The following is a 13,545-nucleotide window of genomic DNA, read 5'->3' on the forward strand; positions in this document are numbered from 1 at the left end:
TGCAGGTAAGTCAGCTGATTGCGGAACAATTGGCGTCTCTATGCATTTGGTCAACGGAAGAAAGTTTAAAACGGGAGTCCAGATATGGCAGAAGCGAAAAGCACCGGTTCAAGATCAACCGGATCAAATGCCTCGCAAGCCGATGTTCAGGCACAGATTGATCAGCTTCGTGATGACATCTCCAAGCTGACCAAAACAATTTCGGACCTCGGAAGCCAGAAGGCAGAAGAAGCCCGTGGTCGTGCTGAGGAGCGTTTTGGCGAAGCGCGCGCCCGTGCGGAGAAATTCCGTGACGACGCGACGAAAGCGGGCCATGACGCCTATGACCGTGCGCGGGAAGAAGCGCTTTCTCTTGAGGAGGATCTGGAAGACCGTATTCGAGAGCGCCCGGTTCAATCGCTGATGCTGGCAGCTGGCGTTGGTTTTCTGGCAGCACTTCTGACACGTCGCTGAGCCATGGACAGATTGATTTCACTGGCGGCGACCGTACTCAGCGTCGATAGCCGCCTGCTGGCGCGTTCTGCCAAACGGAACATGATTATCGCCGTGGTGCTGATATTCCTGTTCTTTTCTGCTTATGCAGGCGGCGTGGCTGCCCTTGCCATTTATCTGGCCTCCGTTCTCGGCCCCTTGGGTGCCGCACTGACTGTTGCAATCGCCTCACTGGCGCTTGCGATCTTTGTGCTGGCCTACGCCCTGATCATGAACAGAATGGAACAGCGGCGTATGAAAGCAGCCCGGCTGGCGACAGAAGAAATGCTTCAGGGTGTCGCTGGCATCGTTCCTGCCATGATGCGGGAAAAACCGATTTCCGGCCTCGCTGCAGCCGCCGGCCTTGCCTATGTGCTGGCACGCACCATGGCTAAAAAGAAGTAATTATTCCATTCTGGTCGGTATTATTCATTTACCACGCCACTCAGGCGTGTGCCATATTGACTGATAGCAGCGCTCTGTCCGCAACGGACTGTCCCGGCGAACCGGGCGCGGGAGAGAGAATTTGACCATTCATCCGAAAACAACGCACCAACTACCGCTTCGCCGACTTGGCAAAACAGATATGGCGATCACCCGCACAGGTTTTGGAGCCTGGGCGATTGGCGGTGGAGACTGGGCTGCCGGGTGGGGCTCGCAGGATGATGATGATTCCATTTCCGCGATTCACCGGGCCATATCTCTGGGCGTGAACTGGATCGACACTGCTTCCGTCTATGGACTTGGCCATTCGGAAGAAGTCGTTGGACGCGCGATCAGAGATATTCCACAGGCAGAGCGCCCCTTCATTTTCACGAAATGCGGACTGGAATGGGACGAGCAGAACCGTCATGAAAAGCCACGCCGCATCGGCCATCCAGACCGTATCCGCGTCCAGACGGAGGAATCGCTGCAACGCCTTGGCGTGGAACGCATTGACCTGATGCAGGTGCACTGGCCTTCCGAAGACGTGCCGTTGGCTGAATACTGGGGCGCGCTTTCAAAACTGAAGGCAGAGGGAAAGGTTCGTGCCATCGGACTTTCCAATCACAATGCCACGCAGCTGCAGGAGGCCGAAGCGGTCGCCCATGTGGACACATTGCAGCCTCCGTTTTCCGCGATCCGTCGCGATACGGCCGAACAGCTTCTGCCGTGGGCGCGCGGTCACGATACCGCAGTCATTTGCTACAGCCCAATGCAGGCGGGCCTTTTGACCGGACGCTTCAGCGAAGACCGCGCCGCAAACCTGCCCGATGACGACTGGCGCAAGAACGCAGAACAGTTCAACGGCGACAAGCTGAGGGCCAATCTCGCACTGGCTGAAGCGCTGAAACCGGTGGCCAAACGCCATGGCGTCAGCCAGGCAGCAATTGCAATTGCCTGGGTTCTGGCGTGGCCGGGGCTGACGGGTGCAATTGTCGGCGCGCGCAACCCGGACCAGATTGATGGCTGGATTGCAGCTGCCAGCCTTGACCTGGATGATGACGACATGAACGAAATTGCCGAAGCGATCAAACGCACAGGCGCTGGAAGCGGACCAATGCGCCCCTGATCCAACGCTGACACACAATTCACGGAGTGACATCATGGCAGAGTTGAGGACGATCAACGGTATCCCGCAGATGGGTTTCGGCACATGGAAACGCAAAGGCGACGAAGGCTACCGCACGGTTCTCGCAGCGCTTGAAGCGGGCTATCGTCACATCGACACCGCCCAGGCTTATGAAAATGAATCCGAGGTGGGGGGCGCGCTTAAGGATTCAGGTCTGCCGACATCCGACATCTTTGTGACGACAAAGGTCTGGATCGATAACTACGATGCCGGACGTTTTCGCCCAAGCGTCGAAAACAGCCTTGAAAAGCTTGGTCGAGATAAGCTCGACCTTCTTCTGCTTCACTGGCCGGCGCGCGATGCCTCCATACCATTCGAAGACTATATCGGTCGCCTTGCCGAGATGTATGACGACGGACTGACAGAACGGATCGGCGTATCGAATTTCAATCGCGACCTGATCTCGAAAGCTGAAGACCTGCTTGGTGACCGGCCGATTTCCGCCAATCAGGTGGAATGCCATGTTTTCTTCCAGAACCGTGTGATTGCCGATTTCTGCGAAGCCCGTGGCATTGCTCTGACTGCCTATTCACCGCTTGCCCAGGGCAAGGTCGCTGGCGACCCGGTGCTCTCAGGCATCGCTGATGTTCACGGTGTTTCCGAGGCGGAAATTGCGCTGGCATTCCTGATTGCCGAAGGTCATGTCGTCATTCCGACTTCAAGCAACGCCGCAAGAATACGGTCCAATCTCGAAGCTGCAAATATCACACTCGAAACCACGGAACTGGCCGATCTGCGCGCGCTCGACCGGGGTGAGCGGTTGATCAATCCTTCATGGGCTCCTGAGTGGGACTGATGCAAAATGCGTTGGCAGCACTCGCCGCATAGCGCTGACAACATATTGTTTCTACTGATTATTTTTACTTTCAGATTGCAACCGGCGCAAAACTGGATCAGCCTCTCATATTGTCAACAAACAATATGAGGTGGAACATGCGCTTTGCGTCCGAGTTTGAAATGCAACTGGCTGGTTATGGCCTGACGACGGCTCAGATTCTATACCGTATGCCCGATTACGACAGCCTTCTGCAGACCTACATCTGGCAGGATTACGATCTTGCGCCGGATTTTCCCGAAATGCAGAAGTTTCTCGATTTCTGGAAAGACAATCTCGACGGGCCGCTGCATTCTGTGCGCTACGCGCATAAACGTCTGATTGGGCCAAACGAATGGCGGCAGATCGCAGGCGAAATCACGCTTCACTGATCGCCGGTCAAACGCGCGACGATCAGGGACGGCACTGTGCGTTGTGCTTCGTCGATCCGATAGGCAGATTGAAGCGCATCGGTGGCAATGTCTGCCGATGCTTCGTCGCGGGCATGTACAAAACCGATCGGCTCGCCAACCTCAATCGGACTGCCAAGCGGTCTCAGACCGGAAAAACCAACGCTGTGATCAATCTGGTCGTCCGGATGCTTTCGGCCTCCGCCCAGCGTCAGTGCGCTAAGCCCGATTGCCCGCGCGTCACAGGCAGACAGAAATCCACTTTGCCCCGAAGGAACAGGCCGGACAACCGGTGCGACCGGTAAATAGCGCTCCGTCTTTTCGACAAAATCTGACGGCCCACCAAGACCTGCAACCATTCTCGCAAAACACGACAGCGCGGCACCACTTGTCAGCGCTGCTTCAGCCTTGATCTGCGCCTCTTCCGGTGACTGCGCGATATCCGAACCCATGAGCATTTCACCAGCAAGAGCCAAAACCACGGCCTGAAGCCTGGTGCCGGACTTTTCGCCTTTCAGAAACGCCAGTGCATTTTCGATCTCAACGGCATTGCCGACGGCATCGGCAAGCGGCTCATTCATATCCGTCACCAGCGCGGTGGCTGGAAGACCGGCTCCATTGGCAACGGAAACAAGCTTTTTCGCCAGTGCAATGGCGTCATCTGTGTTCGCCATAAAGGCACCGCCACCGGCTTTGACATCCAGAACCAGTGTTTGAAGGCCGGCGGCCAGCTTCTTGGACAGTATCGACGAAACGATCAGCGGCATGGATTCAACGGTCGCTGTCACATCACGAATGGCATAAAGCCTCTTGTCAGCAGGCGCCAGATCGCCCGTCTGACCAACAATTGCGCAACCAGTCTCACGCACAATGGCTTTCAAGGCTGACTGCGACGGGCTGACATTATAACCCGGGATCGACTCAAGCTTATCCAGTGTGCCGCCCGTTGGCCCAAGGCCGCGACCGGAGATCATCGGAACAGTGAGACCGCAGGCTGCTGCGATCGGCGCCAGCATCAGCGAGACATTATCGCCAATGCCCCCGGTTGAATGCTTGTCCGCAATCGGCTTGCCCGTATCTTCCCAGCTCAGGACACTTCCGGAGTCACGCATGGCAAGCGTGAGTGCGACCGTTTCATCATCACTCATGCCACGCAAATAGACCGCCATGGCAAAAGCAGCAGCCTGCGAATCAGCGAGACTGCCATCCGAAAGCGCTTTAACCAGCCCTGAAATATCGGTGTCGGTCAGCACCTTCCCATCGCGCTTCTTTGCGATGATCTCCTGCGCCAGCATCAGTAACTATCGCCGGAAACCGCAGATTGCTTGCCAGCCAGAACACCTTCGATATCATTCAGCAGGCCGGATGCACCAAAGCGGAAGGTGGCGGGGGTTACCCATCCCTCCCCCATGACCGTTTCAGCCAGGCTCAGATAAAGCTGGGCATCCTGAACCGAAGAGACACCACCTGCCGGTTTGAACCCAACCGGGCGCTCAGCTTCGCGGATCACACCGAGCATAATATCGGCGGCCTCTAATGTGGCATTCACGCTGACCTTTCCGGTCGACGTCTTGATGAAATCAGCTCCCTCATCAATCGCCAGCCTGGCCGCCTTGCGGATAAGCCCGGCATCGGCCAGTTCGCCGGTCTCGAGTATAACCTTGAGGGTCACCGGCTCGCGGCACAAAAAGCGAATGGCACGGATCATCTCGCTGACGGCCCATTCATTTCCGGCCTTCAGCTTCTTATAGGGAATGACAAGGTCGATCTCGTCGGCGCCATCGCGAATAGCTTGTTCCGTTTCTTCCTCGACCGTGCTCAGCGACAGGTCGCCAGACGGGAAATTGACGACCGTGGCAATCCGGATCAGATGGTCATCGCCAAGGATCTGCCTTGCCAGAGACACGAAACGCGGCCAGATACAGATGGCAGCGGGCGTTCCATAAGGCGTATGGGCACGCGCCAGCAGATCTTCGACATCACGCTCGTTACAATCGTCTTTCAGGTTTGTCAGGTCGAGCAGGGAGAGCGAAACCGAAGCGGCCTCCTGGAGACTGTGATGTTTCATGGCTTATCACCCCTCACCAATCATGTGTTTCAAGATCGCGGCCAGCTTCCGGCCACCCACCGGCGCCATTTCCTTGGTCTCATCATGCCCGAGTTCACCATTGGCCATACCAGCCCCGAAATTCGTGATGACCGAAAGCGCTGCAACCTCAAGGCCGAAAAAGCGCGCCAGTATCACCTCAGGAACCGTGGACATGCCAACCGCGTCTGCCCCCAGAATACGGGCCATGCGGATTTCTGCCGGTGTTTCGAAGCTTGGCCCTGAAAACCACATATAAACGCCGTGGGCAAGCGGAATATCCAGGTCAGATGCCGCATAGCGAAGCCCGATCGACAGTGTCTCGCTATAGGCATGGCTCATGCCAACGAAACGGCGATCCGAAGGTTCACCAATCAGAGGGTTCATTCCAGAATAGTTTATGTGATCGGTGATCAGCATAACCGAACCCGGAGGCATGTCATTTCGCAGCGACCCGGCCGCATTGGTCAGTATAACGCTTTCCACGCCAAGTGTTGCCAGCGTTTCCAGCGGCACGCGCATGGCCGCAGCATCTCCAGCCTCGTAATAATGGACGCGACCGGACAGCAAAATCACAGGAACACCGGAAAGCGTTCCGGCAATTAGACGTCCGTCATGACCGCTGACACGGCTTTGTGGGAAGCCGGGGAGCTCAGAAAAGGCAAAGCCCGTTGCATCCTCAAGATCCGCCGCCAGCCCGCCAAGACCCGAACCGAGAACCAGACCGAAGCGTGGCTGAAAATCCCCCAGAGCACGCCTGATAAACTGCGCCGCTTCCGTCATCCGATATTCTCGGTTTCGAAAGCATGCGGCAAAAGCTCTGCAATCGTCACGCTTTTCTGAACGCCTGCATCATCACACAGGAGAATACTGGCACCGGCTTCGGCAAACTCAGCAATCTTCTGCCTGCAGCCTCCGCATGGTGAGCATAATGCCAGACGCGGAGCATAAACCGCGACCGTTTCGATTTTCCGGCCGCCGCCCATGATCATGCGACCAATGGCAACGCCTTCAGCGCAAATCCCTTCCGGATAGGCGAGGTTTTCGATATTCGCGCCTGAATAGACCTTGCCATCATCAGAAAGGATAGCCGCGCCCACCGGAAATTTCGAATAGGGCGCATAGGCTTTCTCACTGGCAGCCTTGGCTGTTTCAAACAGTGCATCAAGAGATGTTTCAGCCATCTTAACGTTCCTTCACGTACGGCACGCCACCGGCTTTCGGCGGCCGCGCCGAACCGATAAAGCCAGCGAGCAGCACACAGGTCAGGACGTATGGCATCGCCTGAAAGACCTGAACCGGCACCTCACCGATAAGCGGAATGGCTTTACCCTGCATGAAGTTCGACAAGGCCTCGAGGAAGCCAAACAACAAACAGGCGAACATGACAGGCACGGGCTTCCACTTGGCGAAGATCAGCGCCGCCAGCGCAATATAGCCTTTGCCGGCAGACATGTTGTTGATGAATGATGCCGACTGGGCAATCGACAGATAGGTGCCTGCGAAGCCACACAGGAAACCGGCAAGCAGAACCGAGCGGTACCGCAGCCAGGCGACAGAAATACCGGCGGTATCAACGGCTCCGGGGTTTTCGCCAACGGCGCGCATACGAAGGCCAAAACGGGTTTTGTAAACCACCCACCAGACCAGCGGCACCGTGATGAAGGCCAGATAGACCAGAATGTTGTTACCGGAGATCACGTCTGAATAGAGTTTTCCGAAAAAGCCCATCTGACTGGCAGCATCAGCCCCCGGCAGCGTGATATCGGTAAACCGGGCACTGTTTTCCAGTTGCGGCGTGCGCCCGCCCTGCCGGAACCAGGCATTCCCCAGCACCACTGTGAGACCGGCTGCCACGAAATTCAGCGCCACCCCCGATACGATCTGATTGCCTCTGGCGGTAATCGAGGCATAGCTGTGCACGACACTGAACGCCATCGATACCACAATGCCACCGAGAAGCCCCATCCAGGGTGAACCCGTATAATAGGCGACCACGGCGGCTGCAAAGGCAGAGGCCAGCATTTTGCCTTCCAGCCCGATATCGACAATCCCCGAGCGCTCCGAAAACAGCCCTGCCAGTGCAGTAAACAGCAAGGGAACGGACAATCTGACCGTCGAACCAAGCATGCCGATGATGATATCAACTGTTTGCATCGATCACGCCCCCACAGTCTGTTTTTGGCCAAAAAGTTTAGCCAGAGCAGGCCGGTACAGGAACTCAAGCGCACCGGCGAAGAGGATCACCAGCCCCTGAATCATCACGATCATATCGCGGGTGATTTCCGGCATCATGAAGGAAAGCTGCGCCCCCCCCTGATACAGAATTCCAAACAGGATCGCAGCAAGCACAATGCCGAGCGGATGGCTTCGGCCCATCAGTGAAACGGCAATACCGACAAAACCGGCCCCCCCGACAAATTCAACCTGAAGCCTGTCCGCCGATCCCATCACCACATTCAACGCCATCATGCCGGCAAGACCACCGGAAATCAGCATGGCAAGGATGACAGTGCGGGCATAGGGGATGCCGGCATAAGACGCGGCCGAAGCGCTCATTCCAAGCGCGCGGACTGAATAGCCGAATTTGGTACGCCAGATCAGAAACCAAACCACAACGCACATGCCGAGTGCGAGAATGAACGAAACGTTCAGCGGCGCAGGACCAAGCCTGGAACCGAAAATCGCCATCAGCCAGTCCAGCCCCGGCAATTGCCCGCCGGGTGCGAAACCACGCGTTTCCGGTGACATGTTCCCCGGCGGCTTGAGCACATGCACGAGAAGGTAGACCATCAGTGCCGCGCCGATAAAGTTGAACATGATCGTGGTGATCACGATATGGCTTCCGCGCTTTGCCTGGAGCCAGGCCGGAATGAAAGCCCATGCCGCCCCGAAAAGAGCAGCGCCCAGAACGGCAAAGGGCATCGTGACATACCACGGAACATAGTCGCCGAGCGTTAGCGCAACCAGCGCACAGCCGAGCCCGCCGACATAGGCCTGCCCCTCTGAGCCGATATTGAAAAGGCCTGCGTGGTAAGCGACGGCGACCGAGAGTCCGGTAAAAATAAAATTGGTGGCATAAAACAAGGTAAAGCCGATGCCCATGCCATTGCCCAGCGCGCCCTGAAGCAGGATCAGTAACGCATCGAAAGGATTCTGGCCGATCATCCAGATCACAAATCCGGAGATAACCAGTGCAGTGACCAGATTGAGAACCGGCATAAGGAGGAATGTGACCCAGCCTGGAAGCGGTGTGTTTGCTGCGCTCATTTCAGCCTCAAGATGCTATGCCGGCCATCATCAGGCCAAGCTGCTGTTCATCGGCATCAGGCGATGCCTCGCCCACATTCTCACCAGCGAACATCACAAGTATGCGATCCGAAAGAGCCCGGATTTCATCCAGCTCCACTGAAACCAGCAGGACAGCCTTGCCGGAATCACGCATATCAATGATCCGTTTGTGAATAAATTCGATTGCACCGATATCAACGCCGCGGGTCGGTTGCCCGACCAGAAGAATATCAGGATCCCGCTCGATCTCGCGCGCGACAACGATTTTCTGCTGGTTACCGCCGGAAAAATTCGCGGTCTTGAGCGTCGGATTGGGCGGCCGGATATCGTATTTCTCGATTTTCTCTTTCGCATCTTCCAGCACAGCCTGCCGGTCAATAACCCCGGCGCGGCCATATTTTGGAAGATTATGATAGCCGAGAATATTGTTCTCACGCTCTTCAAGCGGCAAAATCAGGCCCATATGGTGGCGATCTTCGGGAATATGGGCAACACCGATATTCCGCATCTTCGCGGGATCTGTATGCTCAACCTTCTTGCCGTTGATCCAGATTTCGCCGGAGCGTGGCTTACGCATGCCTGACAGCGTTTCCAGAAGCTCGGACTGACCATTCCCGGCCACACCGGCGATACCGACAATCTCGCCTTTGCGCACATCAAACGAGACATTCTTGACCATCGGCACACCGCGGCTGTCATGAACCGTTAAGTTCCGGACCGAAAGCGCTACGTCATCAGGATTGGACGGCCCCTTTTCGACCCTGAGCAGAACCCGGCGGCCAACCATAAGCTCCGCAAGTTCCTCAACTGTCGTATCAGAGGTTTTGCGGGTTGCTACCATCTCGCCGCGTCGCATCACCGACACATCGTCGGTAATTGCCATAATCTCACGCAGCTTGTGGGTGATGAAGATTACGGTATGGCCCTGATCGCGCAGCATGCCGAGAATCCGAAACAGGTGATCAGCCTCAGCTGGCGTCAGCGCACCGGTGGGCTCATCCAAGATCAGAATTTCCGCGCCACGAAACATGGCCTTGAGAATTTCCACACGCTGCTGAAGGCCAACCGGCAACTGGTCGATGATCGCATCGGGATCAACATCCAGACCGTACTCGCTCTCAAGCCGTTTCAGCTCCTTGCGCGATACGTTTTCGCCCTGGGCCAGAAGCGCGCCCCCCTCGGCGCCCAGCATGACATTTTCAAGGACGGTGAAGTTCTCAACAAGCATAAAGTGCTGGTGAACCATGCCAATGCCAGCGGCAATAGCAACATCACTGTCTGTGATTTGCAACGCTTTGCCGTTGACCCTGATTTCACCCCGGTCAGCCTGGTAAAAACCATAAAGAATCGACATCAGGGTCGACTTTCCGGCACCGTTTTCACCGATAATGCCGTGAATCGTGCCTTTTTCGACCTTCAGGTTGATATTCTTATTGGCGTGAACCGGCCCAAAACTCTTATCAATGCCGATGAGTTCAATGGCGGGCGGTGTGCTCAAAAGTCCTAAACTCCGGAACAGACGATGTTCATAAAACGGGATGCGCCCGGACCGCCAAGGCCCTGGCGCATCTCATGAAACGCAGAAAAATCAGTAAGGGCAGGTATTATCAACCGCGTAATCATGCACCTTGATTTCCCCGGAAATGATGCCTTCCTTGGCCTTATCAACGGCGGCAAGCATCTCTTCCGTGATCAGCGACTTATTGTACTCGTCATAAGCCCAACTGACACCGTCTTCAGCGATTCCGAGGCTGTTTACGCCCGGCTCGAAACTGCCGTCCATGCTGGTTTCAAAGGCATCATAGACGGCGTTGTCAACGCGCTTGACCATTGAAGTCAGCACCGAACCGGGATGAACATAGTTCTGGTTGGAATCGACGCCGATGGAGTATTTTTCGCCATCAGCGGCGGCCTGAAGCACGCCGAGACCGGAAGCCCCGGCAGCGGCGTAGATCACATCAGCGCTCTGATCCATCTGGTTCTTGGTCAGCTCGCCGGCCTTCACCGGGTCATTCCATGCAGCACCGGTTGTACCAACGAAATTGCGGAGAATCTTGACATTTTCGTCAGCCGCTTTGGCACCCTGCGCATAGCCACAACCAAATTTGTGAATGAGCGGAATATCCATACCGCCGATGAAACCAACCGTGCCGGTTTCGGATTTCATTGCGCCAAGAAGGCCGACAAGATAAGAGCCCTGCTCTTCCTTGAAGACAATCGACTGAACGTTCGGTCCCTCGACCACATCATCGACGATGTAGAATTCAGTGTCAGGAAACTGCGGTGCAATTTTCTGAACAGCAGATTTCCAGGCGAATGAAAGCGCAACAACCGGACTAAAACCCATGGAGGCGAAGTTCAGGATCGCCTGCTCACCCTGCGTATCACCGGTCGGCTCAAAATCGCGATAAGCAACACCGGTATCCTTCTTGAAGCGTTCTGCACCATTATAGGCAGATTCATTGAAGGATTTATCGAACTTCCCGCCAGTTCCGTAAACCAGCGCCGGCTTGAAATCGGCAGCAAGTGCGGATGTCGACATGGCGGCGACGGCAAGAAGGCTCAAAACAGTTTTTTTCATAATAGCAGCTCTGTTCCCTTTGATGAACGTGGACCCCTGCACATCTTTTCCTCTTGAAAGGGAAATGATGTCACATCCTGACACTAGACGTCAGGTTGCAGGCATCGTTACACGGCTTCAACAAAATTTCACCACAAAATTTTCCATTTGAGCAAAATTCGGATGAACCGCCCAAAAGAAAAGGGAAGCGCAACCGCACTTCCCTTCGTCATTTCGCTATGAACGGCCTGACCTGACCTTAACCAACGGGGCAGGAAACGCCTGTTCCGCGAAGGCCGCAATATCCACCCGGGTTCTTGGCAAGATACTGCTGATGATAATCCTCAGCCGGATAGAACGCTCCGGCAGACGTAATCTCCGTCGTGATCGGTTCGGCGTGCCCCGTCCCATTGAGCGCGGTCTGAAACCTGTCCCGGATCGCTTTTGCCAAATCCAGTTCTGCCGGATCAGCAAGATAGATCGCGGAACGGTAAGTTGTGCCAATATCGTTGCCCTGTCGCATACCCTGTGTCGGGTCATGCGCTTCGAAAAAGATCTGCAAAAGCTTTTCAAGGCTCACAATTTCAGGATCATAGATCACACGCACGACCTCGGTATGACCGGTCAACCCCGTACAGGTTTCCTCATAGGTGGGGTTCGGCGTGATGCCTCCGGAATATCCGGCAACCGTGACATAGACACCCGGTGTATTCCACAAAAGCCGCTCCGCGCCCCAGAAGCACCCCATGCCGAGCATGACTTCTTTCATGCCCTCAGGATAAGGCGGGGCCAGCGGATGCCCGTTGACAAAATGATGGGACGCAGTGGGAATGGGCTGAGACCGTCCCGGCAAAGCGGTTTCAGGTGTTGGCAGTTCCACCTTGTCTTTCTTCAGCGCTGAAAACAGCATGATCGACTCCATGATCTTCGAAATGACCGGCCCGTTCGGGCGGAATGTCTTTTGGCCTGTTGCGTCTGGATATCGTTTTCCATTTACGACGCCATTGCGGGAGCAAAACGCGATAGAGTGTTGAACTTTACCGGCTCCAGCGGACGATACTACCAGATAGATAGAAACGGCAGCAGCTTTCGGCAAGATGACAACTTATCCGGACGCATCGCAACCAGTTCAAAATCGAAGCGCTTGAAGGAGCCGAATGTATGAAAACACCATCATTTTATGCCAATCAGGCCCGAAAGGCGCAAACGCTTTAAAAAACTGTCAGAATTGGGTTGATCATTCACGGATCATCGGTATATATCGCGCCGGTCCCGATTGATGGCTTCGGCCTCTTACGCGGACTTTGGACAGGTGGCCGAGCGGTCGAAGGCGCACGCCTGGAACGCGTGTATACGGGAAACCGTATCGAGGGTTCGAATCCCTCTCTGTCCGCCATTACCTCGTCCCAAGATCATGTTTTTATTCATGGTTTTATTTCCAGGGTTGGTTGAGGTACATTTCAAGGTATGTAGCGTGACGCGCGGTTCCGGAATTTTGACAGCACGATCCGGAATTTTGTTTTTTGAAATGTAGCGCGCAACGTCACTTGGCGGGCCGCTCCTGCAGACTTTCCTTCCAGTCTCCATCATAGCCAAAGATCGGGGCGTCGGTCATATCGGCGTACCAGAAGGTCGTGAATGCGGCGGCCCTGGGTTTGCAATACCAGTGCGCCTTGCCGTCGGCGTCCATGGCCCACCACCGCGCTTCCCTTGGTGCCTGTTTCCAGTCAACTTTAAACATGCATGGCTCCCTTCCGTGTCCGGAGCGTTATCTGTTTGCGACTTTGAGTACACGGGGCCTCAAGGTCAATCATCAGTCTCGTTTGGGCGGCTTCTTACCTGATCCACCAGGGCTGGTCGTTGGCGTGTAATTTCGTGGTTTGGTATCGCTGCTGTCCAAGCTTACGAGAATGATGGCCAACAACAGCATGCCTAAAATCATCATGTTCTTTGCCCTTTAGTTAAGAAGAAGCCCGCCCCATTCTCATGAGGCGGGGCTGCTGTTTCTAACGCTCAGTTCGCATGCGGTTGATGGAGCGGGTTGCCGAGAGCATGGCGGCGATCTCCTCCAGATGTTCATCCAACCGGCATAAGCCGCCGACCGCGCAGTTCGGGCCGTTTTCCTCAATATCCTTTGACGCCAGATCGGTGATGTTCATGATCTCCTCGGCCGAGACCTGCATGGTCTTGATCAGCTGCTTCATGGTTTCGCGTTTATCGATCATCTTTATCTCCTATGATGGTTGATGACCGGACCATCGCTCTCGTGGCCGTCGAAGACGAGCAATCCACGTGCTTCCG

The 13,545-nt window shown here is 55.4% G+C and carries 16 protein-coding genes and 1 tRNA gene; 6 read left to right on the forward strand and 11 right to left on the reverse strand.

Annotated elements, in window-relative coordinates; genetic code table 11:
• Nucleotides 1–84: 84 nt before the first annotated feature.
• The 5 genes from EDC90_RS06895 (at nt 85) to EDC90_RS06915 (ending at nt 3,289) form a co-directional block, all read left to right on the forward strand.
• Nucleotides 85–453: a DUF883 family protein gene (locus EDC90_RS06895; protein WP_132309856.1), complete on the forward strand. Its 369-nt coding sequence runs from the start codon at nt 85–87 to the stop codon at nt 451–453.
• A 3-nt stretch (nt 454–456) separates the two neighbouring features.
• A complete protein-coding gene (locus tag EDC90_RS06900; RefSeq protein ID WP_132309858.1) occupies nt 457–876 on the forward strand; it encodes a hypothetical protein in 420 nt (139 codons plus the stop codon).
• 121 nt (nt 877–997) lie between these two features.
• The gene (locus tag EDC90_RS06905; RefSeq protein ID WP_245510966.1) at nt 998–2,023 is read left to right on the forward strand and encodes an aldo/keto reductase; all 1,026 of its coding nucleotides are present in this window, start codon (nt 998–1,000) and stop codon (nt 2,021–2,023) included.
• Between the two features lie 34 nt (nt 2,024–2,057).
• On the forward strand, nt 2,058–2,879 hold the full coding sequence (locus tag EDC90_RS06910; protein WP_132309860.1) for an aldo/keto reductase: 822 nt from the start codon (nt 2,058–2,060) through the stop codon (nt 2,877–2,879).
• A gap of 137 nt (nt 2,880–3,016) precedes the next feature.
• On the forward strand, nt 3,017–3,289 hold the full coding sequence (locus EDC90_RS06915) for an usg protein (protein ID WP_132309862.1): 273 nt from the start codon (nt 3,017–3,019) through the stop codon (nt 3,287–3,289).
• Here the strand turns inward: EDC90_RS06915 and deoA are convergent.
• The 9 genes from deoA to msrA form a co-directional block, all read right to left on the reverse strand.
• The gene (gene deoA / locus EDC90_RS06920) at nt 3,283–4,602 is read right to left on the reverse strand and encodes a thymidine phosphorylase (RefSeq protein ID WP_132309863.1); all 1,320 of its coding nucleotides are present in this window, start codon (nt 4,600–4,602) and stop codon (nt 3,283–3,285) included. The genes EDC90_RS06915 and deoA overlap by 7 nt on opposite strands.
• Nucleotides 4,602–5,375, reverse strand: coding sequence for a deoxyribose-phosphate aldolase (deoC, locus tag EDC90_RS06925; protein WP_132309865.1), 774 nt, complete (start codon nt 5,373–5,375; stop codon nt 4,602–4,604). Before deoC ends, deoA begins: the two co-directional genes overlap by 1 nt.
• Nucleotides 5,376–5,381: 6 nt before the next feature.
• Complete coding sequence (locus tag EDC90_RS06930; RefSeq protein WP_132309867.1) at nt 5,382–6,176, reverse strand: purine-nucleoside phosphorylase; 795 nt, start codon at nt 6,174–6,176, stop codon at nt 5,382–5,384.
• Nucleotides 6,173–6,577 (reverse strand): cytidine deaminase, encoded by a 405-nt coding sequence (locus tag EDC90_RS06935; RefSeq protein ID WP_132309869.1) that lies wholly within the window; start codon nt 6,575–6,577, stop codon nt 6,173–6,175. Before EDC90_RS06935 ends, EDC90_RS06930 begins: the two co-directional genes overlap by 4 nt.
• 1 nt (nt 6,578) lies before the next feature.
• On the reverse strand, nt 6,579–7,550 hold the full coding sequence (locus tag EDC90_RS06940) for an ABC transporter permease (protein WP_132309871.1): 972 nt from the start codon (nt 7,548–7,550) through the stop codon (nt 6,579–6,581).
• A gap of 3 nt (nt 7,551–7,553) precedes the next feature.
• The gene (locus EDC90_RS06945) at nt 7,554–8,663 is read right to left on the reverse strand and encodes an ABC transporter permease (protein WP_132309873.1); all 1,110 of its coding nucleotides are present in this window, start codon (nt 8,661–8,663) and stop codon (nt 7,554–7,556) included.
• Between the two features lie 7 nt (nt 8,664–8,670).
• Nucleotides 8,671–10,182, reverse strand: coding sequence for an ABC transporter ATP-binding protein (locus EDC90_RS06950; RefSeq protein WP_132309875.1), 1,512 nt, complete (start codon nt 10,180–10,182; stop codon nt 8,671–8,673).
• A 90-nt stretch (nt 10,183–10,272) separates the two neighbouring features.
• Nucleotides 10,273–11,265, reverse strand: coding sequence for a BMP family lipoprotein (locus tag EDC90_RS06955; RefSeq protein ID WP_132309877.1), 993 nt, complete (start codon nt 11,263–11,265; stop codon nt 10,273–10,275).
• Between the two features lie 238 nt (nt 11,266–11,503).
• The gene (msrA, locus tag EDC90_RS06960; RefSeq protein WP_132309879.1) at nt 11,504–12,154 is read right to left on the reverse strand and encodes a peptide-methionine (S)-S-oxide reductase MsrA; all 651 of its coding nucleotides are present in this window, start codon (nt 12,152–12,154) and stop codon (nt 11,504–11,506) included.
• Between the two features lie 396 nt (nt 12,155–12,550).
• Between msrA and EDC90_RS06965 the strand changes: the two genes are divergently transcribed.
• A tRNA-Ser gene (locus tag EDC90_RS06965) sits at nt 12,551–12,640 on the forward strand.
• Nucleotides 12,641–12,787: 147 nt separating this feature from the next.
• On the opposite strand, the gene EDC90_RS06970 is transcribed toward EDC90_RS06965, so the two are convergent.
• Nucleotides 12,788–12,985: a hypothetical protein gene (locus tag EDC90_RS06970; RefSeq protein WP_132309881.1), complete on the reverse strand. Its 198-nt coding sequence runs from the start codon at nt 12,983–12,985 to the stop codon at nt 12,788–12,790.
• A 265-nt stretch (nt 12,986–13,250) separates the two neighbouring features.
• Nucleotides 13,251–13,469, reverse strand: a complete 219-nt coding sequence (locus EDC90_RS06975) for a hypothetical protein (protein WP_132309884.1) — start codon at nt 13,467–13,469, stop codon at nt 13,251–13,253.
• Nucleotides 13,470–13,545 lie beyond the last annotated feature (76 nt).

The sequence above is a fragment of the Martelella mediterranea genome, assembly GCF_004342225.1.
Lineage (GTDB): Bacteria > Pseudomonadota > Alphaproteobacteria > Rhizobiales > Rhizobiaceae > Martelella > Martelella mediterranea_B.